Source organism: Paenibacillus spongiae (assembly GCF_024734895.1).
Taxonomy (GTDB): Bacteria; Bacillota; Bacilli; order Paenibacillales; family Paenibacillaceae; genus Paenibacillus_Z; species Paenibacillus_Z spongiae.
In genome coordinates this window covers 7390118-7413202 of record NZ_CP091430.1, presented here as the reverse complement: position 1 = coordinate 7413202, position 23085 = coordinate 7390118, and the positions used below count along the sequence as shown (strand labels likewise).

Annotated in this window: 15 protein-coding genes; 13 read left to right on the top strand and 2 right to left on the bottom strand. The window is 53.5% G+C overall.

Annotated elements, in window-relative coordinates; genetic code table 11:
• The first annotated feature begins 224 nt into the window (after window positions 1–224).
• The gene (locus L1F29_RS33270; RefSeq protein WP_258386236.1) at window positions 225–1202 is read left to right on the top strand and encodes a metallophosphoesterase family protein; all 978 of its coding nucleotides are present in this window, start codon (window positions 225–227) and stop codon (window positions 1200–1202) included.
• A 475-nt stretch (window positions 1203–1677) separates the two neighbouring features.
• On the opposite strand, the gene L1F29_RS33265 is transcribed toward L1F29_RS33270, so the two are convergent.
• Window positions 1678–3291, bottom strand: coding sequence for an extracellular solute-binding protein (locus L1F29_RS33265; protein ID WP_258386235.1), 1614 nt, complete (start codon window positions 3289–3291; stop codon window positions 1678–1680).
• Window positions 3292–3438: 147 nt separating this feature from the next.
• On the opposite strand from L1F29_RS33265, the gene L1F29_RS33260 reads away from it, so the two are divergent.
• From L1F29_RS33260 to L1F29_RS33210, 11 genes are all read left to right on the top strand, one after another.
• Window positions 3439–5235 carry a cache domain-containing sensor histidine kinase gene (locus tag L1F29_RS33260; RefSeq protein WP_258386234.1) on the top strand — a complete coding sequence of 599 codons (1797 nt, stop codon included), beginning with the start codon at window positions 3439–3441 and terminating at the stop codon, window positions 5233–5235.
• Window positions 5228–6655, top strand: a complete 1428-nt coding sequence (locus L1F29_RS33255; protein ID WP_258386233.1) for a response regulator transcription factor — start codon at window positions 5228–5230, stop codon at window positions 6653–6655. Before L1F29_RS33260 ends, L1F29_RS33255 begins: the two co-directional genes overlap by 8 nt.
• 311 nt (window positions 6656–6966) lie before the next feature.
• On the top strand, window positions 6967–8322 hold the full coding sequence (locus L1F29_RS33250) for an ABC transporter substrate-binding protein (protein ID WP_258386232.1): 1356 nt from the start codon (window positions 6967–6969) through the stop codon (window positions 8320–8322).
• A 171-nt stretch (window positions 8323–8493) separates the two neighbouring features.
• The gene (locus L1F29_RS33245; protein WP_258386231.1) at window positions 8494–9849 is read left to right on the top strand and encodes an ABC transporter substrate-binding protein; all 1356 of its coding nucleotides are present in this window, start codon (window positions 8494–8496) and stop codon (window positions 9847–9849) included.
• An 84-nt stretch (window positions 9850–9933) separates the two neighbouring features.
• Window positions 9934–12855: an extracellular solute-binding protein gene (locus tag L1F29_RS33240; RefSeq protein ID WP_258386230.1), complete on the top strand. Its 2922-nt coding sequence runs from the start codon at window positions 9934–9936 to the stop codon at window positions 12853–12855.
• A 65-nt stretch (window positions 12856–12920) separates the two neighbouring features.
• A complete protein-coding gene (locus L1F29_RS33235; RefSeq protein WP_258386229.1) occupies window positions 12921–13853 on the top strand; it encodes a carbohydrate ABC transporter permease in 933 nt (310 codons plus the stop codon).
• Window positions 13854–13858: 5 nt separating this feature from the next.
• Complete coding sequence (locus L1F29_RS33230) at window positions 13859–14740, top strand: carbohydrate ABC transporter permease (protein ID WP_373876459.1); 882 nt, start codon at window positions 13859–13861, stop codon at window positions 14738–14740.
• 21 nt (window positions 14741–14761) lie between these two features.
• On the top strand, window positions 14762–16852 hold the full coding sequence (locus L1F29_RS33225; RefSeq protein ID WP_258386227.1) for a YIP1 family protein: 2091 nt from the start codon (window positions 14762–14764) through the stop codon (window positions 16850–16852).
• A gap of 14 nt (window positions 16853–16866) precedes the next feature.
• Window positions 16867–19443, top strand: a complete 2577-nt coding sequence (locus L1F29_RS33220) for a DUF5696 domain-containing protein (protein ID WP_258386226.1) — start codon at window positions 16867–16869, stop codon at window positions 19441–19443.
• The gene (locus L1F29_RS33215; protein WP_258386225.1) at window positions 19440–20327 is read left to right on the top strand and encodes a carbohydrate ABC transporter permease; all 888 of its coding nucleotides are present in this window, start codon (window positions 19440–19442) and stop codon (window positions 20325–20327) included. The genes L1F29_RS33220 and L1F29_RS33215 overlap by 4 nt, the downstream gene beginning before the upstream one ends.
• A 464-nt stretch (window positions 20328–20791) precedes the next feature.
• On the top strand, window positions 20792–21682 hold the full coding sequence (locus tag L1F29_RS33210; RefSeq protein ID WP_258389891.1) for a carbohydrate ABC transporter permease: 891 nt from the start codon (window positions 20792–20794) through the stop codon (window positions 21680–21682).
• A 210-nt stretch (window positions 21683–21892) separates the two neighbouring features.
• On the opposite strand, the gene L1F29_RS33205 is transcribed toward L1F29_RS33210, so the two are convergent.
• Entirely contained in the window at window positions 21893–22318 is a 426-nt protein-coding gene (locus L1F29_RS33205; protein WP_258386224.1) for a MarR family winged helix-turn-helix transcriptional regulator, read from the bottom strand.
• A 290-nt stretch (window positions 22319–22608) separates the two neighbouring features.
• Between L1F29_RS33205 and L1F29_RS33200 the strand changes: the two genes are divergently transcribed.
• A complete protein-coding gene (locus tag L1F29_RS33200; protein WP_258386223.1) occupies window positions 22609–23064 on the top strand; it encodes a CBS domain-containing protein in 456 nt (151 codons plus the stop codon).
• Window positions 23065–23085: the final 21 nt, after the last annotated feature.

Here is a 23085-nt window from a genome sequence, read left to right as displayed (position 1 = left end):
GAATATAAGTTCCCGCGATACGTTGCTTAAACAACATCAAAGAGAAGAAACGCCGTTCACCGCCAAAGACGGCGTCTGTCGTTTCTACTTGCCGCATCGCAAATAAAAGCAACAAAAAGCAAGGAAAGCCAATTGTAACCGCAGGGAACATGGATTATAATTTTGTGAATAATGGTTTTTTGTTGCTAGTTACCGCTCGTCATATGTATCGGGGGGAAGGCGTAATGGACAAGAGGTTGAAATTTCGCGAAGATGGCACGTTTGTGATCGTACAGTTTTCCGATGTGGAGTATATCGATGAATATGACTACGATCCGGAATCACCCGAGCTTGACCGGTCTACGCAGGCGACGATGGAGCGGATTATTCGGGAGGAGCAGCCCGATCTGATCGTGTTTGCCGGGGATCTCATCGCAAGTGCAAGAACCAAAGATCCGATCCAATCATTCCGTAATGCGGTGGCGGCCGCCGAGCAGAGCCGCGTGCCGTGGGCGGCCGTATTCGGCAATCATGATTCGGAAGGAAGCGTCACGAGAAAGCAGATGCATGCGGTCCAGCTGGAGCATGAATACTGCGTTGCGGAGGAGGACCCGCAGGGAGTGAGCGGCGCCGGGAATTTTGTGCTGAAGGTGCTGAACCGCGATGGGAGAGCTGGAGCTGCGCTCTATTTCTTGGACAGCGGCGACTACCCTTCCGGCGGGCATAACGTTGGCGGATACGATTGGATTCACAGGGATCAGATCAACTGGTATGCGGATCAGTCCCGTGCGCTAACGGAGCAGAACGGCGGGAGCCCGCTGCCGGCGCTCGCTTTCTTCCACATTCCGCTGCCGGAGTACAATGAAGTGTGGGAGGGGCATGTTTGTTACGGTCACCGACTGGACGGCTGCAGCTCCGCGCCCCGGATCAATTCCGGCTTCTTCGCGGCCATGGTGGAGATGGGCGACGTTATGGGCACGTTTGTCGGCCACGACCACGCGAATGATTTTCATGGCATGCTGCACGGAATCCACCTCTGCTATGGCCGCGCGACGAAGTATGTCAGCTACGTCGATAACGTGCGAAATAACCACTTTCCGACAGGGGCGCGGGTCATTAAACTGCGGGCGGGAGAACGGCAATTCGAGACCTGGATCCGCGAGAGCGACGGTACCGTTGTGTTGGAGCAGCCCGAGCATCAGCCGGAAGGGCGCAAGGGATAGGAACCCCATCCTCTATTCCATGATTTTTACAATTCGGATATCTTCTTGTTGTATTTTCTGCAACTCTGGACGGGCAAAAGTGACCTTGATACGTTTATTATTGCATTTTCTACAACAAAACCTCCTGCCGAGAGGGATAACGTGTGGTATCTTACCCACAAAGTTGTATAAAGTGCATCAATACGGCTACTGGGGCTGATTGATGAAGAAAATGTTGTACGTTATACAACACCTTCAAGATTAATTCACATCAGGAATGAAGCGATTAAAATAAGCTTTGTATTCTAAAGTTCATCCTTATGCCTGCTTGAGGTCATGCTCCAGCGCAGCGGGTTGCGTTCACGAAACAAACTTCGCCTCCAGAGGACGGCGTTAGTCTGCCGGATTTCAACCAAAAAGTCTGATTCAAAGAAATCCGTGAACAACAGCGATCGAAAGAACGTTCCGCCTGCGCAGCGGCTTTTACCCCGTCCGCTCAGTCCGGATTCAGCAATTTCTCATTGACCTCCCGGATCGCCTGCTGAAGCCCCATCTCGTTGTATTGGGCGACGATCTCCTGCCACATCTTCACCGGATCGCCCTTGCTGAGCGCGACTTTCGTCAGATCCTCCTGCGGATTGATTGCGGCGCTCAGCTTATCTTTATTCGGCGTGGACAGCGAGATGGTTGAATAGATAAAGGGCGTCGCCCTTGCATGATTAAGCAGCCATCTCATCTCTTCCAGGCTGGCTTGAATATTCCTCTCCCCGTACTTGAACTTGTTGATGTCGTCCAGCCGGTAAGAGTGTTCCAGTCCCCACGCGGCGAGGGAACGCAATATTTCCGTTGAAGGGTACAGCTTCTGGATGCTGACGGGCTTCCCTGTCTTCTCGTCCCGGGGCCGCGTAATGACAATATTGCCATCGAAGTTCACGTAATCCTTCCCTTCGATGCCGTACTGCATCAATTGCTTCCCTTCGGGAGACAGCAGGTAATCATACAGCCGCAAAATCCGGTCCATCTTATCATCGTCCAGCTTCGCGCTGAAATAGCTCTCGGTCCAATAGGTTGGCGCCACATAATAATAGCGGTTCCCGTCGTCTGCCGGCCACAGATGCAGGATCTTCACCGAATCGTAAAAGTCTTTGCCGGGGTTGTAGGTGTTCCATAGTTCGACCATGCCGCTCAAGCTATCGGGGGTTGCTTTATATGCGAGTGCACCCGCCTTGCCCTGCGTGAATTTCTCCACCGCGTCGGCTTCCTTCCTCAGGAAGAAGCTGCTGTCCAGGCCGCCGTCCGTGTACAGCTTGCGGAATTGGACCACGATCTTGTTCATTTCCTTGGACGCGTAATAAGGGATCCACTGGCTGCCCTCTTGAACCCATTGGCTGGCGGCAAATTGCGGGAATGCCGGACTGAACACCCAAGAGAGATAGCTGATGCTGCCTGCGGTTAAGCCGACGGTATCGGGAAGGCCGTTGCCGTCCGGATCCTTTTCGGTAAACGCTTTCATCATTGCGGAGAATTCGTTGAAATTGCCCGGGTCCTGGAACCCCAGCTGCTCCATCCAGTCTTTGCGGACGAAGACGACCCTCTCCAGCATCCACAGATCATTGGTCGGATAGGCGTTACGGGGGAGCATGTACAGCTTCTTATCCCGGCGCAATGCCCGGGTATCGGCAATCTGGGCGATCTCGAATACGTTGGGGTATTCGCTTAGATCATCGGGAAGCGGGCGGATTAAGTTCTGCTTGATCCAATCCGAGTAGATGCCGGGCGAATCATTGATGATCGAATGCGCGAACAAATCGGGAAACTTATCGGATGCCGCCCATACTTTGAACTTCTCCTCGTAATCGGCCCAGCTTACCTGAACGGGCTGGAGCGTCACGTTGAAATCGCGCTCGATCTTTTGCAGAATGTCGTCTTTCTTCTCGAACGCCCTGCCAATGCCCCAGAACGATACGGAGATATTGAGATGCTTGCCGGTCTCACTGGCTGCGTCATTCGACGGACCCTCTGCAGGTACATTGCCATCCCGGCATCCTGCGGCTGTCAGGATAAGCGCTGTTGTCAGAAGCATGGCAACGATAGGCTTGATACGGCTCATCTCTTCACTCCCTGACGAAGTTGTATATGCCAAGAATAGTAATGGAAAAGTGCAGGTAAGTAAAGCATTCTGCCCATCGCACCTAAAAGTGATATAAAATCAATAGCATGACAATACATATCTGCACATGGGATAGGGGAGCATGCCGTGGCATTTTACCGTCGATTGTCCATTCGGTCACAGCTGTCGTTTATCGCGGTATGCATCGCAGCCGTTATGCTGTTCATCATCTCGATCACCTATATTCAGATGTCCGGGATTATCAGCAGCAACAATGAGCAGTACACGAAAGACATGATCGCGCAGATCAAGCAGACCGTCCATTCGAACAAAGACGTTATCGACCGGCTGATGACCAATATTGCTTACAACAATGACGTGCAGAATTATTTAACCGAACCGGAAATCGCGCAGATCTACATGTATTCCAAAAGAATCAGCAGCCTGTTCATCAACATGCGGACGTTGAAGGAGGGGATTCTGGATATCGTCCTCCACGGGGAGGACGGGCGATGGTACGATCTGTACGGCGGGAAGAAGTGGACGGGGCCCTTCGCCCCGATGCTTGCCCCGAAGGATGCGATTCATTATTTCGGCTTGCAGAACTTTGGAGACGCTTACCAGAGTGAGAACTGCATCCTGGTAGGCATGAAAATCAAGTCGTTTCAGTCGGGCGACCGGTTCAATTCGGTCATTGGCACGCTGTTCTTCGTGATCGATCCGACCGCGCTGATCGGCGAGTCCGGTTCGATCGCGGAGCAGCTCGCCACACAATCGTTTCTGGTGGACCGGGAGAATAAGATCATCTCCAGCAGCAATCCGGAGGAAGTCGGCAGCGAGCTGGATGTCATTATCGCGGAGGATACGTCACCCGGCGAATCGCGGAAGATTATCGTGAACGGGCAGACGTACGCCGTCCAGACGGAGGATCTGCCGGAGATCAGCAGCATGATCGTCAGCATGATTCCCGTTGCCGAGCTGCTGCGCGACATCTCGAAGATCCGCAAGCTGGAGCTGGCCGTGTTTATTTTCGGGGCGATCATTATGTTTGCTCTGTTCATGCTGGTCATTAACAATGTGCTGCTTCCGCTCAAGAAGCTGATGGCCTTCATCAGCAGCATCAAGCGGGGGGATCTGAACAAGCTGAAGAACCGGATTCATCTGCAGGGCTACGCGGAAATTACAGTCATGTCCAACGAGCTGAACAGCATGCTGGACGAGGTCGACAATTTGACGCATCAGCTGCTGGAGACGAATGCGATGCTGTATGAAACGGAGCTGGAGAAGAACAAATCGGAGCTGTCTTTTCTGCGCAGTCAAATTAACCCGCATTTTCTGTACAATACGCTGGAAATGGTCAAAGGGATGGCGGCTGTCAAAGGCGCCAATGAAATTCGCGAGATCGCCAAGGCGCTCGGACAAATCTTCCGTTACAGCATTAAAGGCGGGGACAGGGTGGCGCTCCAAACGGAGATGGGCATTATCGAATCCTATATGTATATCCAACAAATCCGCTTCGGCGACCGGTTCCGCGTCCGATATGAGCTGACGGATGAAGCGATGGCATGCCAGATTCCGAAGATGATTCTTCAGCCGATCGTCGAGAATGCCGTCTTTCATGGCTTGGAGACGAAGGAGGAGCAGGGGACGCTGGTCATCAGCGGGAAGGTGAACGAGCAGAAGGAGCTGGTCATTGCGGTGGAGGATGACGGTCTGGGAATCACCCCCGAGCGTCTGGAGCAGATCCGGAACGTGCTCACGCAGCGGCGGCAGGCGATCCAGGACCGGGAGGACGCGCAGGTATCCAGTATCGGACTGGCCAACGTGAATAATCGGATCAAGCTCACCTTTGGCGATATGTATGGACTCTACATCGACAGCACACTTGGAGAAGGAACGATAATACAGCTGGTGATGCCGGCAAGGGGGACTTTACATGTATAAAGTGCTTATTGTGGATGACGAAAGCTGGGTGGTCGAGAGCCTCAAGGCGAGTGTGGATTGGAACAGCCTTGGCTTCGAAGTGGCGGGGGAAGCATACAGCGGATTGGAAGCGCTGGCGTTCATTCAGGCTCATAAGCCGCAGGTGGTATTCACCGATATTCGCATGCAGGGGATGAGCGGGCTTGAATTGATCAAGAAGGGCGGAGAGCTGCCGGATCCGCCGAAATTCGTGGTCGTCAGCGGCTACGCGGAATTCGCGTATGCGCAGCGGGCGCTCAATTACGGCGCTGCGATGTATTGTCTGAAGCCCTATGACGAGCAAGAGATCGCCGATGTGCTCAGCAAGCTGAAGAAGCACCTGGACGCGGCGCAGCAGCTGTCCGATACGCTGCTGCTCCAGATGCTGGCCGAGGAGGGCGGGGGGAGTCCGGATGCCATCAAACGGGAGTTTGACAAGCATGGCATCCGGATCGATGCCGGCCATGCGGTCGGGGCGATGGTTTGCGATGCCGGGGATGGCCGGTTCCCGCAGGTTGAGCATGCCCTCCGGCTGAAGATCGGGATAAGGAAGATGCTCTATATCATGGCATACGATTCGTTAACCGAGGCGGCCCGGAAGCTGGAAGCCGAGTGGCCGGATGGACTGAAGGGTGCCGGCGTCAGCTTCGCATTCACCGATTCCCATATGCTGAAGAACGCGATGGGGAGCGCCAATTTACTGGCCAGCCACTATTTCATTACCGGCTCTGAAGGGGTTAACTGGCATCGCGAGGCTTCGCAGGGGACGTTGAACAAGGTGATCAAACAAATCGGTTCGGCTATCGGCAGCAAAGAATTCGCCGTGCTGGGCGGGCTGTTCGACGAGGCCGGCCGGTTGTTCCAGCAAGAGGGATATACGGTCAAGCATGCCCTTCGCTTGTATAACGTCGTGATTTCCCTCTTATACAGCATGAATGAAGAAGAGAGGGACGGGATGCTATTCAGCTATGAGCAGCTGATGGAGACGTTCCGGAGCTTGCCGGATATGCTCGACTACTTGAAGGGCGTATCGATGAGGATGATCCGCAAGAATCCGGAATACGCCGTGAAGGAAACGGGCAATGAGACGTTCAAATTGATTCTGCAGGATGTCCATGACAATTTCCGCAGCGACATCTCGATTCAGAGCCTGACGCAGAAATATTTCATCAGCCCGAATTATGTGAGCCAGCTGTTCAAGAAGGAAGTGGGTGAAACGTTCACCTCTTATATGACGAAGCTGCGAATTAACTACGCTTGTGAGCTGCTGGAGCAGACGAATTACCTTGTGAACGAAATCGCCGAGAAGGCGGGCTATCACGACTATTTCTATTTTACGCGAATGTTCAAGAAGATGACGGGCCGTACGCCTACCCAGTTCAGGGAGCAGTCGGGCACATGAATTGCTGCTTGAATGCGGGCGTGACAAGGCAGGTACAGTTTGGGTATGCACATGGCTTAGATGCCGTATGGATTTTTATTCGTTTTTGTTATCTTTTGTGCTAACGAGCGTGGATAGGCAGGCTTTCTATGCAGTTAAAGACTTCATTTGCATGAATACTCATCCGGGTCCGTTTCCTCTATAGTTGATCCTATGAAAGCGATAACAATGCTGTGCGTCGCTGATGATCGCTTATGTGGGGATGGTTTCATTCGGATTCGCGTTTCGTTAGTCCGGGGATAGGAACAACATCTGCTGCGAGGTGATCGAAGATGAAGAACAGATGGTTAACGCTTATATTCGCCGCTATGGTTACGGCTGCCGTCTTCGGATTGTTCGCTTCCGATTCCAGGCAATCCTCTCCTGTCTCGAATACGAGTCAAGACAGCTTCTCCGATGATGCGTATCAACGGGCGAAGCAGGATACGGCAATCATCATACAGGATGAAGCCTCGACGAGCCCTCAGGCAGAAGAAGGGCTTGATCTGCAGGGTGAGCCGCTTCGCATCGGACAATGGTGGGCGATGGAGGGAGAGCTGACGGCCGAAGAGCTCGAACGTCAGCGCAGAGTCGAAGCCAAGTACCATACGAGAGTGCAGTATGTGCATGTCCCGCTCGAGCAGGCTGCATCCCGTCTGATTACATCATCCATCGCCGGGCAGCCGGTCGCCGACATTATGATGCTCGAAGTGAACTGGGCGTTCCCGAAATTGGTCGAGGAGGGATATCTGCAGGAGCTTGACGGTTTGATTGATCTGAACGATCCCAAATTCAGCGACAATCCGATTACGATGAAGCACGGCAAATTCAGAGGCAAGCAATATGGCGTTACCCTTCCCTATTCGGAAGCCAACGGACTCTATTACAACAAAACGCTGCTTCAGGAAGCGGGTGTTCAGGACCCATACGAGCTGCAGGAGAAGGGGGAGTGGACGTGGAGCAAATTTATGACGATATGCAGAGCCTTGAAGAAGAAGGGCACGCCTTGTCTGGCCGACTACCCTGTGGAGAACACGACATTCTTCATCTACTCGAATGACGGAGCCGTCGTCGAGGACAACAAGGTGGCCTTCGACAGCCCGAACGCCATGGAAGCGATCGAGTTCATGCGCAAGCTGTACGATGCCGGCGATCTGATCGGCGAAGAAGGCATTATAGAGAGGAATGTCGCATTCGCATACGGCTACCGCTGGGATGCGCTAGGCTATTCGGGCAATCCCGCCATGAAAGACGAGCTCGGGTATGTGTTCTATCCCAAAGGGCCGAGGGCGAAGGATTATATCGTGCCCTATCAGAAGATGAACCTGTGGTTCATGCCGAAAGGGACGAAATATGCCAAGGCCAAGTGGGCTGCCTGGTCGGAGCTGTATGAGATGGATATGGAGAAAGGCTTTAACGTGCGGCTGGAGAAGGAGAAGCCCTACTTCAAATCCGAGCCAAACATGAAGACGCTGCGGAAGATGTTCGACAGGATCAAGCTGGTCGAGTACACGTCTTACATTGGCTTCAAAGAATTATACGAAGAATCGGTCAAAGAAATCATGGCCTGCAGGCAATCGCCCGAATGGGGGATGCAGCAGATCAAAGCGCAGGCGCAGGCGGCCATTGACATATCGCTCAAGAAATAATGTTTTGCCCATCAATATGTAAGCGATTTCAAATAAATCGGGAACAGGGACTTTTAAAGGGGGGATGCCTGGAAGCTCGCGGAGGTCGAACAGCAGTTATCATGCAATACGTGCAGGTTTATTTTTTTTGAAAAAATAATGCTAAAAAATTCTAATTATGGGGGAAATTCGATGAAGCTAATGAAGGCAGGAACCCTAATCCTTATGTTTGCCTTGCTCATCAATGTGTTGGCGGCATGCTCGGGCGGCAATTCGAATCAACCGGCGGCTAATAACACGAACAATAAGACCGATGCAGGTACCGTGGAACCGCCTGCTTCGGAAGAGCCGGCGGAAGAGCCGAAGGAAGAGGAGCCGGTCACGAAAGTGATGGACTTCGGCGGCAAACCGCTTCGCATCGGTCAATGGTGGGGGATGGATGCTTACCTGAACGATGAAGAGAAGGCCAAGCAGAAGAAGGTGGAAGAAAAATTCAATACGAAGATCGAGTATGTCACCGTTACGGATACGACGGCGCGTCTGATTACGTCCTCCGTTGCGGGCGAGCCGTTCGCCGATATCGTGATGATCCCGCTGCGCGAGGCGTTCCCGAAGCTGGTTGTAGAAGGCTATGTGCAGCCGATTGACGACGTTGTCGACTTGGGCCTGCCGGCGTTCGCCGACAATCTGGTCACGATGACCAACGGGAAGTTCCAGGGCAAGCAATACGGGATATCCGAGCCGTATGCGGAAAGCCATGGGCTCTACTATGACAAGACGCTTCTGCAGAAGCTCGGCTTGCCGGATCCTTATGAGCTGCAGGAGAAGGGCGAATGGACCTGGGACCAGTTCGTCGACATGCTGAAGAAGATCAAAGCCGGCGGCAAGGTTCCTCTTCACGTCGATAGCGAACCTCTGCTCGCCTCGATTCTGATTTACACGAACGAAGGCAAGATTGAGGATCCGGCGACGAATAAAATCGCGCTTGACGAGCCGAACACGATGGAAGCGCTGCAGTTCTTCAACGATCTGTACAACGTTCACAAAGTGATTCACAAGGATGAGCAAGCTTCGTTCGGCGACGGCGGCATTGCGTTCGTTAACGGCTACCGCTGGGATAACCTCGGATATGTGAAGGATAAGCCGAACGATATCGGATATGTGTTCTTCCCTAAGGGTCCGAAGGCAACGGAATATGTCGTGCCGTACGACAAGATGAACCTGTGGTTCATTCCGAAGGGCGTCCAGAATGCGGAAGCCGTGCTGTCCGCCTTCACCGAGCTGTTCGAATTCGAGGTGAAGAAAGGGAAGGATATCAAGCTTCAGAAGGAAGAGCCGAACATGAAGAACAAAGAGTCGCTGGATACGATGAGGAAGATGTTCGACAGCACCTACAAGATTATCAATTATCAAGCCTATGTCGGATTGTCCGACGTTGTGGAGGAAGCGTTCAAGAACATCGCAAGCGGCAAAGAGTCGCCGGCCACGGCGATTGAGCGGATCAAACCCATGGCGCAAGGGGCCATCGACGTGTCCACGAAAAAATAATCCACGCTTGAAAACCTGTGAGAGGCGGTACTCCGGGGTTAGTCACACCCGGGGTGCTGCCCTTGCATCCGAAAGGGGTACGCAATGAAACGAAAGAGCAAATATCGAATGGTTGCGGCAGTAGCCCTGATAACGGCAATATGCATTGCTTTACCGCAGCCGGTGCCTCTTGTGACAGGAAGCTATGCCGATGGACCAGCCCCGACGGGTATCGAGCTCGGATCCACGAATAAGGACGGCTACGACCAATACTTGGCCCGATATGCCCAGGCCGCAAGACCGGAACGCGAGCTGACGATTCCTGGTGATAGGTTCTCGAATGCGGAGGGCATGCAGATCAATGTTGTTGACGGAGTAGACGGGGCAAGCGGCAAAGCGATCGAAACCGGAGAATCGGGAATCGTTTCATGGGAATTGGATGTCCAGGATGAAGGTCTGTACAACATCGAGCTGCGTTTTCGCCCCATGGAGGGGAAAGGCTCGGATATCGACCGCGAATTGAATATCGACGGCAAGCTGCCCTTTGCCGAAGCGAAGAATCTCGTATTCCGCAGACTGTGGAAGAACAATGGCGCAGCGGTCCGCGACGATAACGGGAACGACATGTACACCCCGCAAGCGGAAGTGCCGATTTGGCAGGAAGTGTTCGTACAGAGCTCGGACGGACGCCATGGAGAGCCGTATTCGTTCTATTTCTCAAAGGGAAAACACGTCATATCGCTCGTTTCCGCCAAGGAACCGATGATGATTGATTATATAAAGCTTCGCCAGACGGACAAGGTGCCGTCTTATCGGGATCTCTCGGAGCACTATAAGCGGCAAGGATATAAAGAAGCGTCCGGCGCGATGGTCAAAGTGCAGGGCGAGGCGGCGGGGATCAAATCGAGCGCCGTGCTCTATCCGATGATGGACCGCAGCAGTCCGGCCGTGGAGCCGTATGACGTATCCAAGATCCGGCTCAATACGATCGGCTCCTTCAACTGGTCGGAAGCCGGGCAGTGGGTAAGCTGGGACATCGAAGTGCCCGAGGACGGATTATACAAAATCGGGGTGAAATACAATCAAAGCCTGCAGCGCGGAGTAACCTCGTACCGCAAGCTGATGATTGACGGGAAGGTGCCCTTCTCCGAGATGGAGAGCGTGGCCTTCGACTTCTCGTCCGATTGGCAGATGAAAGAAATCGGCGATGGAGAAGAGCCGTATCTCTTCTATCTCACGAAAGGGAAGCATGTGCTCCGGATGGACGTCACGCTGGGCGAGATGGCGCTGTACCTGCGCAGCATCGAATCGAGCGTTCTCGAGCTGAACACGATCTACCGGCGGATTGTGATGGTGACAGGCACGGTCCCGGACGAATACCGCGATTACCAGCTGGATTTGAAATTGCCGGAGATGACCGGCCTGTTCCGCAAGCAAGCCGACCTGATTGCATCGATTGCGGCGCGGATCGAGAAGACGACGGGCGGCAGCAGCGACCGGACGGCCACGCTGAACCGGATCGTGTACCAGCTGCGCGATATGGCGGACAATCCGGATACGGTTACGCGCAGGCTGGAGACATTCAAGTCCAACATCAGCTCGCTCGGATCCTGGATCTTCTCGGTCAACTACATGCCGTTATCCGTGGACTATATTGTCGTCGCTTCGCCGGAACAGAAGATGCCCCGGGCAAGCGCCACGGCATGGGGGAATATCAAGCACCAGGCCGGCACCTTCCTCTTGTCGTTCTTTAACGACTACAATGCGCTTGGCTCTTCCAAGGGGAAGGACGGGGACAAGATCAAGGTCTGGATCACGATGGGACTCGACCAGGCGAAGATCGTCAAGCGGATGATCGAAGAAACGTTCACGCCGGTTACGGGCGTTGCCGTCGATCTGCAGGTCGTTACCGAAGCCGTCCTGCTGCAGGCGATGCTGGCCGGACGCGGGCCGGACGTGGCCTTCTCGGTAGCCAATGATAAACCGCTGAACTATGCGCTGCGGAGCGGCGTGGAGGATTTGTCGAAATACCCGGGATTCGATGAGGTGAAGAAGCAGTTCAGCGACAGCGCCTTCGTTCCTTATTCGTTCAACGGGGGCGTCTATGCGCTGCCAAGCGATCAATACTTCCCTGTGCTCTTCTACCGGAAGGATATCTTGGAGGAGATGAAGCTGGAGGTGCCGCAGACCTGGGACGATGTCTATGCGATGGTGCCGGAACTGCAGAAGCAGAACCTGATCTTCGGCTTCCCTATTCAAGTGCTGGTCAAGACGGGCTCTAACGTGCAGGACAGCGCTAACCTGCCGGTCAACTTCACCTTCGGGACGATGCTCTATCAAGCCGACGGGGAGCTGTACACCAAGGATGGAAAAGCGAGCGCCCTCGATTCGGAGGAGTCGGTGAAGTCCTTCATCCAATGGTCGGAGCTGTACACCACGTATAAGCTTCCGCTGGAAACCGACTTTACGAACCGGTTCCGCAGCGGCGAGATGCCGATCGGAATCGCCGATTATACGAGATTCAACATTATCAGCGTCGTCGCGCCGGAATTGAAAGGGTTGTGGGACTTCACCCTTACGCCGGGCACCAGGCTGCCGGACGGATCGATTCGCCGGGATGTCCCTGCCTACGGAAGCGGGGCGGTCATGCTGAAGAGCAGCAAGCATAAGGAGAACGCCTGGAAATTTATGCAGTGGTGGGCCAGCTCCAAGGTTCAGGCCAAATACGGGCTGGAGAACGAGGCCATATTCGGTCCGGCGGGGCGGTACGCGACCGCGAACATCCAGGCGGTCGAACAGCTGCCATGGCAGGTGAAGGACTACAAGACGTTGATGGAGCAGTGGAAATGGGTGAAGGGCGTTCCGGAAGTGCCGGGCGGCTATTTCACGGGCCGTCATCTCGACAACGCCTTCCGCAGCGTCGTCATCTCCAATGAAGATCCGAGGGAAGCAATCGACAATTATACGAGATATATTAACGACGAAATTAAGAAGAAGCGTAAAGAGTTCGGCTTGCCGAACGACTAGAAAGAGGGGCGATTATCATTCCTGAGCCGGTTCAATCGAGCGCCGGTTTGCCGGCGCAAAGCCATATGGCTGCATCTCCTGCCCGCAGGAAGCCGCACGGCAAGCTGGCGGAGCTTGCAAGAAACGTCAAGCAGCACAGGCAAGGCTATATGCTGCTCGCTCCATACTTTATCTTGTTCTTCATCTTCACCGCGTTCCCGGTCGTAATGGCCTTCGGGCTCAGCTTCACGTATTACAACGTGCTGGAGACGCCCAAGTGGATCGGCTGGGAGAACTACGCGACCTTGTTCATTAAGGACGAAGTGTTTCTGATCGCACTGAAGAATACGTTATTATTCGCGCTCATTACCGGGCCGATCAGCTACATCGCCTGCTTCCTGCTCGCCTGGCTCATTAACGAGCTATCGCCGAAAATCCGCGCCGTCGTCACGCTGCTCTTCTATGCGCCATCCATATCGGGCAATGTCTATTTGATCTGGCAGGTCGGGTTCTCGGGCGATTCCTTCGGCTACGTCAATGCCTTCCTCATCAAGTGGGGATTCATCCTCGAACCGATCCAATGGCTGCAGGATCCCCGATATATGCTGATCATTATTATGATCGTGCAGCTGTGGCTCAGCTTGGGGACGGCCTTCCTCGCCTTTATCGCCGGCCTGCAGAGCATGGATACGACCTTGATCGAGGCGGGCGCGATCGACGGGGTGAGAAACCGGTGGCAGGAGCTGTGGTATATTACACTGCCTTCCATGCGTCCGCAGTTATTGTTCGGAGCCGTTATGCAAATTACGAGCTCGTTTGCCGTTGCCGATGTGGCGACCAGCATGGTCGGATTTCCGAGCCCGCAGTATGCGGCGCATACGATCGTCACCCATCTGAACGACTTCGGGACGATCCGGTTCGAAATGGGCTATGCGTGCGCCATCGCTACGATTCTGTTCGTCATTATGCTCGGCTCCAACCTCGTGATTCAATGGCTTCTCAGGAAAGTAGGGGAATGAACGCCGTGAAACTTACATTACGCCTGCGCAGAGAAAAGAAAGTGAACCGTTCGGTGCCCGTCGACCTCCTCGTCTTTGCCTTTCTGGCGTGTGTGGGAGCGTTCATGGGGGTTCCGTTCGTCTTCATGGTCAGCACGGCACTGAAGCCCTTGGACGAAATGTTTCTGTTCCCGCCGACCTTCATCGTCCGCACGCCGACGCTGGATAACTTCTACGATCTGTTTCTGATCTTCGCCAACTCGTGGGTGCCGCTGTCCCGGTATTTGTTCAATACGTTCTTCGTTTCCTTCCTGGGCACGGCAGGCCATGTCATTCTGGCTTCGATGGCGGCTTATCCGCTTGCCAAGCTGAAGATACCGGGCCGGAACGTTCTGTTCACGCTCGTCGTGCTGTCGCTTATGTTTGCGTCGCAGGTCACGTCCATCCCCAACTACTTGACGGTCAGCTGGCTTGGCCTGCTCAATACGTACTGGGCGCTCATTTTCCCGGCATTCGCCACCTCGCTGGGGCTGTTCCTGATGAAGCAGTTCATGGAGCAAATCCCCGATTCGCTCCTCGAAGCGGCCAAGATCGACGGTGCGAACGAGTACCGCATCTTCTGGCAGATCGTCATGCCGATCGTTCGGCCTGCATGGCTCACGTTAATTATTTTCTCGTTCAAGGGATTATGGGGAACGGGGAGCGGAAGCCAAGGCGCTTCTTATATCTACAGCGAGCAGCTGAAGACGATGGATTATGCATTCAGTCAAATTTTATCCGGCGGGTTCGTGCGTTCCGGTCCGATGGCGGCAGCTGCCCTGATCATGATGACCGTGCCCATTGCGATCTTTATCTTCACGCAGAGCAATGTGATCCAGACCATGTCGACATCGGGCATGAAAGATTAACGATAGAAGGGAGGAGCAGGCTTGGCTATCAGACAGGTTTCAATATGGCTGCTCCTGCTGGGGCTTCTAAGCGCCGGCATCGTGTCGCCGGCGGCAGCGGAGATACCAGATTACGGCTACAACTACTCGTACTGGCGGGAAGCGGAGCCGGCGCCATATCCGTATTTGGCGGAGAGGCAAATCTATGGATCTGCTTTGGGCATCGGCGATTTCAACGATCCGCAGGATGTGTTCGTCAGCTCAAGCGGTCATATCTATATTGCGGATACGAACAACAACCGCATCGTTCGCCTGAATGAGAGCGGAGAGCTGGAAGGCGTCATCTCCTCATTCGACAATGCGGGCAAGAACGACATGTTTAACAAGCCATCGGGCATATTCGTCGACCGGAACGGGGATCTGTTCGTCGCCGATACGCAGAATGGGCGCATTGTCCAGCTGACCGGCGACGGCAGGCTGATCAAGGTGTTCGGCGCGCCGGTCTCCAGCTTCATTCCGAAGGGCTTTCAATACTTCCCGCTGAAAGTATCCGTGGATAAGACGAAACGTCTCTATGTTGTGGCGCAGGGCGCTTATGAGGGCATTATGGAATTTGACGCGCAGGGCAATTTCCGCGGCTACGTCGGAACGAACAAGGTGCGCTTCAGCCCTGCCGATCTGTTCTGGAAACGGATCTCAACGAAGGAGCAGGCCGGTCAGATGCAATTATTCCTTCCGGTGGAGTTCGCGAACATGGACTTGGACGAACGGGGCTTTATTTATGCCGTTTCTTCGGAAGTGAATGCGTCCAGACCGATTAAGCGGATCAATCCGGGCGGGGAGGACGTGCTGCGGCGGGAAGGCTATTTCGACCCGGTTGGCGATATCTCGGCCATTCAAGTCGACGGCAATGAGCAGCAGGCCGTTCAGAACGCGGGCAGCTCGACGTTCGTCGATGTCATCGCCGATGAAAGCGGCATGTACAGCGGTCTCGATTCGAGGCGCAATCGCATCTTCACGTATAACCGCGACGGCAATTTGCTGTACCAGTTCGGCGGAGTGGGCATGAATGCGAACAGCTTCCAGAAGCCGACCGGGATCGCCATGCTGGGCGACCGGATGGCCGTGCTTGAAGGCGGCATGAACCGGCTCATTATCTTCGCGCCGACTCGGTACGGCATGCTCATCCGCGACGGGGTGAAGGCGCACTATAACGGCAAAGTCGATCAAGCGGCCGATAATTGGGAAGCCGTCCTGAAATTAAACGCCAACTTCGATATTGCCTATATCGGCATCGGCAAGGCGCTGCTGAAGAAGGGCGACAACAAGCTGGCCATGGAATATTTCGAGAACGGCAATAATCGGAAGTATTATTCCGAGGCGCTGAAGCGGTACCGCTCGGAATATATGTGGAACCATTTCGGCATCATCATGACCGTAATCATCGCGGTCGCGGCCGCTCTTGTTGCGGCACGCATCTATTGGGTGAGAAGGAAGCCGGCCGTTCATTTCGTGGATACCGGCATTCTGAAGTCGCCGTTCCGCACGATGATCCGTCCGTTCAGCGGCTTCTGGGAGTTGAAGTACGAGAACAAGGGACGAATCGGCATCGCGGTGTTCATTCTGCTCCTGCTCGTCATCACGATGATATTGAAACGGCAGTACTCGGGTTTCATCGTCAATTTCAACAAGCTTGACGAGTTGAACAGCATCAACGAGCTGAAATTCATCGTGTTTCCGTTTCTATTGTTCTGCATCTCGAATTGGTCGCTTACGACATTGATGGACGGAGAAGGGAAGTTCAAGGATATCGTGATGGCCGCAGGCTATGCGATGCTTCCGCTCGTCATTATTTTCCTGCCGCAAATTCTGCTTAGCAATTTCATCACCATCGACGAGAGCCCGTTCTATTATTTGCTGGATTCGATCGCATACTTATGGTTTATTTGGCTATTATTCATCGGAACGATGACGGTGCACCAGTATTCAATCGGCAAGACGCTGCTCACGTTAGCGTTGACCGCGCTTGTGATGGCCTTTCTCGTCTTCCTGGGTCTCCTCTGTTTCAGCTTACTGCAGCAGATGATCACCTTCGTTAAGGCGTTGTATCGTGAAATCATCGTTCGGTTGTAGGGGAGGGAGAAGGCTTGAGACGTAGAGCAGCGAGATGGATGCTGGCCGGCATCGTGGGGATCTGTTTGGTTTCATATCCAAGCATGCTGATGCTGACAACCATGAAGGGTGATAACAAGAAGGCTGAATATGCTGGGACGGTAAGCGCGGAAAGCGCCGCAGATAAGCCGGTTGAAACGGCCGTTGTCACCGGCAAATTGGATACGAGCGTTAGCGGGCTGAGCCTTGTACAGGAGAGCGAATCGCTCCAACTGTACATCGACCCGTCGACGACGGAGATCGCCATCAAGGACAAGCGCAGCGGGCGCATGTGGTATTCCAATCCCATGGACCGGGAGGCGGATGAGAAAGCGGAAGCGATTAACCGCGACAACCTGTCGGCGCAGCTGTCCATTGTCTATAACAACGATAAAGGGCAAACCTTTTATTCGAATAATTTCGCCGAGGCGATCAAGAACAAGCAGTTCGAGATCCAGACGACGGATAAGGGCATCAAAGTGGTGTATCAGCTGGGAAATTTCTCGAAGGGCATGGAGGCCATTCCGCAGTTTATTTCCAAGCAGCGCATGGACGAGAAGATCTTAAGCAAGCTTCAGGACGAGGATATGAAATTCGAAATCGAGAAGCGCTTCTTCCTCGACGAAGAGACGCAGATCTACAGGCGGAAGGAGATGCCGGATTACGTCGTGAAGGATGTCGTCGCCATTCTCGACTTGGCTGGGTATACGGAAGAGGACGCCAAGCTCGACAATGAGCAAAATAAAGGCGGGGAGCAGCAGTCCGCCGCATCCGCGAAGTTCACCATCCCGATTGAATACGCCTTGGACGGGACAGATTTCCTGGTTCGGGTTGCGGCCAGCGAGATCAAGGATTCGCCGGAATTTCCGATCAATTCTGTCCAGGTGCTCGAGATGTTCGGCGCAGCCGGTACGGACCGGGAGGGCTATATGCTTGTTCCGGACGGCTCGGGCGCGCTCATTCACTTGAACAACGGCAAGACGGCCGCTCTCCCTTATGAGATGCCGCTGTACGGCAAGGATCAGACGCTGAGGGATAAGCCGAATGAGCCGAAGCAATTTACGCAAAAATCGCGGCTGCCCGTATTCGGCATGAAACAGGGCGACCAGGCGTTCTTCTGCATCATCGAGGAAGGGGATGCGGTTGCTTCCATCCTGGCGGATGTCAGCGGGCGCGTCAATTCGTACAACCGGGTCAGCGCGTCTTTTCTGCTAAAGCCGATGGAGCTGTTTACGTATCGCGCGGGCCAAGTGAAGAAGGACAGCCCGATGTTCCCCGACATGTATCAAGGCAATATTAAGCTGCGGTACACGTTCCTGTCCGGAGAGTCGGCCGATTACGCGGGTATGGCTAAGTATTACCAAGGATTACTTGTGAAGAATGGGCAATTGACGAAGCTGGATGAAGCGGCGGATACGCCTTTCATTCTCGATATGATTGGCTCCATTCCCTTGCGCGAGACGTTTCTGGGCATTCCTTACCAATCGGTCAAAGCGTTGACGACCTTCGAACAGGCGGAGTCACTGCTGGCGATGCTGAAGAAGCGAGACATGAACAACATCCAGCTTCGTTATTCCGGTTGGTTCAACAAGGGGATGAACCACGATTATCCGGATGATGTCGATATCGACGGCGTTCTCGGCGGTGAAGACGGATTTCGACAGCTGGTTCAATATGCGAAGGAGCAGCAGATTGAGCTGTATCCGGATGTCTCCTTCCTGCGGGTTTACCGGAGCGGACACGGATTTAAGCCATCGCGCGACGGCACCCAGTTCTTATTCCGCAAAGGCATCGGCCAGTACAAGACCGATCTGGTGACGACGAATCGGGATACGTTAGCCTATTACCTGCTGTCCCCGAAGCGGCTGCCCGAGCTTACCGCGGAGTTTATGGAGACTTATGGGAAGTGGGAGGTTGGCGGGATTTCGCTGCGCGACCTCGGCGACGACATGAATTCCGACGTCAAGCAGTCGGCAACCCTCGACCGGCAGGGCAGCGCGGCGATCATTGCGGAAAGCGTGGAGCAGCTGAGCGAGCAGGCCGGAAAGACGATGGTCAGCGGCGGCAATGCGGGCGTGCTTCCCTATGCCTCAACCATTGTGAATGCGCCGCTTGGCAGCAGCCAGCTGAATATTGCCGATGAGGAAGTGCCCTTCTACCAGATGGTGCTGCACGGATTTGTCGATTATGCGGGCATGCCGATCAACATGAACCGCGACCAAAGCTATAAGGCGAGTCTGCTCAAAACGCTGGAAACCGGATCGAACGTCTATTACCAATGGTTCTATGAGAAGCCGTCCGCGGTGAGAAATACGGAATTCGACGACTTGTATTCGGCTCATTATGCGAATTGGTTCAACGAAGCGGTGCGCTATTACCGCGAGGCGAATGAAGTGCTCAAGGGTGTACGGAATCAGGCGATTATCAATCATGAGAAGCTGGTTGACAACGTGTACCGCACGACATACGAGGGCGGCAGGACGATAACCGTCAATTACAACAAGACGGCGGTAACCGTCGAAGGAATGCGCATGGAAGAGGAAAGCTACGCGGTGGGCGGTGAAGAAAGATGAGGAAAAGCGTCACCCTGACGCAGAAGAAGTCGCTGCTGGGCGTCCTGTTCGTCAGTCCTTGGTTCCTCGGCTTTGTATTTCTGTTCGCGATTCCGCTATATCAATCGCTTGTGTACAGCTTTAACAACCTGGCGGTGGCGATCGGCGGGTTCGACACCGAATTCGCGGGGCTCGAGTTCTATGAAGAAATTTTCTACAAACATCCGACGTTCAACCGTCTGCTGCTCGAGTCGATTGTCGATTTGATCATCAACATCCCATCGATCGTCATCTTCAGCTTGTTCGCGGCGACCCTGCTCAATCAGAAGTTCCGCGGGAGAGTACTGGCGCGCGCGGTCTTCTTCCTGCCCGTGCTGCTGGCCACCAATCTGCTCACCATCGAGCAGAGCAGCGATCTGGCGACCGTCGCGCAGACGGTAACAGGGGGCGTCGACGGGGAAGGCTTGAAGAGCAGCGAGCTTGAAGCGCTTATGCTGCAGTCCGGATTCGGCAGCAGCATTACGGGTTACATTACGGGTTCCGTCGACCGGATCTATGAGATCATCAGCCATTCCGGGGTTCAGATTCTAATCTTCCTGGCCGGCCTTCAGTCGGTATCGCCTTCGTTGTACGAGGCGGCCAAGATCGAAGGCGCTACGAGCTATGAGTCGTTCTGGAAAATCACCTTCCCGATGGTCAGTCCGCTTATTCTGACGAACATCATCTACACGGTGATCGATTCGTACAACTACAACAAGCTCAGCGTATTGATCAACGAGACGGCGTTCAAGGCGCTCGACTTCAGTCTCAGCGCAGCGATGTCGTGGGTATATTTCGGCGTGACGTCGATCATCCTGCTCATCTTGGTGCGCGTCGTATCGAGCAAAGTGTTCTATTACGACTAGATTAAATTAAAGCAATTTGGAACACAACCCGCTGCGCAGGCAGAATGTTCTTCCGATCTCTGTTGTTCCCGGTTTTCTTTGAATCCATTAAAGGTTGAAATCCGGGAACAAAGGCGACCGCTAGCGCTTCTCCAGAATCATTCTTCCTGCTCCACTCTATGTACTTTCTTCGCCCAACTTATGTGGATTAAATTACGAAGTGGTTTTCCTACGGAAAATCCTAGCTTATGCTTACGAAGTTGAGTTTCCTTACGGAAACAAAGCTTATGCTTACGAAGTGGTTTTCCTCTGGAAAACCTTAGCTTATGCTTACGAAGTGGTTTTCCTTCGGAAAACCTTAGCCTATGCTTACGAAGTGGTTTTCCTCTGGAAAACCTTTAGGAGGGATTACTCTGAAACACGCTGTGGTGAGAGCCGGCGCAACGGTCACCCGATACGCACAAGAGAAGCAACCGCTCGCCAAGATGCAGCACTGGGCTTGGATCCTCGTCAGGGCGACGCTGGTCACCGGACTTTGCTTCGTCATCCTGTACCCGCTCTTTTTCAAAATATCGATTTCCTTCAAAGCGCGTGCGGATATGCTGGATCCGACCGTGCTGTGGATCCCGAAGCATTTTACGCTCGACAACTTCCGCTTCGCGGCGGAAACACTGAACTATGCCGATACCTTCGTGAACTCCTTGTTCATTTCGCTCCTGACGACGGTGCTGCAGGTGATCTCCTGCTCGCTCGCCGCATTCGGCTTCGCCCGGCTCCGATTCAAGGGAAGCGGGATTCTGTTCGCGCTTGCGGTGTTTACCATCGTGGTTCCGTCCCAGACGCTGATGATTCCGACGTATCTGAACTACCGGTTCTTCGACATCGCCGGTCTGATCGGCCTGTTCACAGGCACGAACGGCGTTAACTTGCTGGACAGCTATTGGCCGTTCATCCTGCAGTCGGCAACGGGAATGGGCATCAAGAGCGGGCTGTTCATCTTTATCTTCCGGCAATTCTTCCGCGGCATTCCGAAGGAATTGGAGGAGGCTGCTTATATCGACGGGTGCGGCGTGTTTCAGACCTTCTACCGGATCATGCTGCCGAACGCCGTTCCTGCGATCATTACCGTGTTTCTGTTCTCGTTCGTTTGGATGTGGAACGACAATTACTACGTCTCGCTGCTGCTGACGCGGATCAAAGTCTTGTCCACCATGCTGCCGACGATGTGGACGGCTACGCAGTTCGAAGACGGCTTATACGCCTATATGATCAAAAATACGGGCGAGCTGCTGTTCATCGCTCCCATTATTATTCTATATATGTTTGTGCAGCGGTACTTTGTCGAGAGCATCGAGAGGACGGGGCTGGTTGGGTAGTCAATTCGACATGTTCCGCTCTTTAAGGGTCTATACTTTCTTTGACCAGGAAATAGGCCGGGTATGTCGAGATAAACATGATGACTAAGGACAAATATGCTAAAGAGAAGGCTCACCTAGCGGCGAGCAAGGGCATCCGATAATATCGGATGCCCTTTACTCATTAAGCGCGATGCTTCTTCATGAACAAAGCCCCCTGGGAAAGGGGGCTTAAGAAGTGAACGTGCGATTGAATTTTTTCATCAGCTGCCCGAACAGGCTTCGTTCCTCATCGGACCAGCTCTTCAGAAGCTCCTCGATTCTGGCTTGTCTGGCGTTCTTGCTCTCCATCAATTCCTCGATTCCCTGATCGGTAATATGCAAGGAGTAGGCTCTCCCGTCCAGCGGATCGGGAATACGGCTCACATAGCCTTTCTGCTCCAGTGCGGCAGCTTGCCTGCTTACGGTGGATATGTCCAGCCGGAATTCATCCGACAGCGCTTTTACGCCGGTAGAGCCGTGATAAGCGATTCGTTGAAGAAGCAGATAGGCAGACTGATCCAGGTTGCCTATTGTTTTATCGGTTGATATGGATGTAAGACGGCGGTGGAGAAGGGTCAATTCGAATTCGATCATGTCCAGTGAATTTTCGCCCATTGTGTTCTACCTCACTGTTTTTTTGCAAGATTAGCACGTAAAGTTATAAAGCACGCGTGGCTGTTCCCGTGCAGGGGGAAGAAACTAGATTCACCGCAGAGGACGGCGAAAGCTGCATCTTCTCAATAAGCCCTATGGTAACATACCTGCTCATGTATTGAAATAACAGCCATCACGAGAAAACGCGTCCATTGACAACCTGTCTATTAGTTGTATAATACAATCAACATATACTTTCATAATACAACTAGTTTGCGCGCAAATCAAATGTACGGGGGGAGGATGGAGCTATGCAAGCGCATGAAATCATGGTACGTCACGTGTACAAGGTAAAGGAGCAGGATACGATCCGGTCTGTCCTCGAGAAGTTTATCGATCACGGTATTAGCGGCCTCCCCGTCGTCAACGACAGGAATGAAATCGTCGCCTTTATCAGCGATGGCGATATTATGCGATTTATCGGGAAGCATAAGGATTTGGTAGTAGATACGTTCTATTTCGTGAATGTCGTTAAAGGGGACGAAGACGAGTTCGAAGACCGGGTTCAAAAAATATTGGATCTCAACGTCATGTCCATCGCGAAGAAGAAGGTGCATAAAGTGAATTGGGATGAGGAATGCGAGAATTTCGCGGCTCTTCTGGGCGAGAAGCAAATCAAGAAACTGCCGGTCGAGCGCAATGGGGTGCTGGTCGGCATTATTAGCCGGGGAGACGTCATCCGGAATTCCTTCAAAGGATTGTTGTAAGCGTAAGCCGGTAGGAGTGAT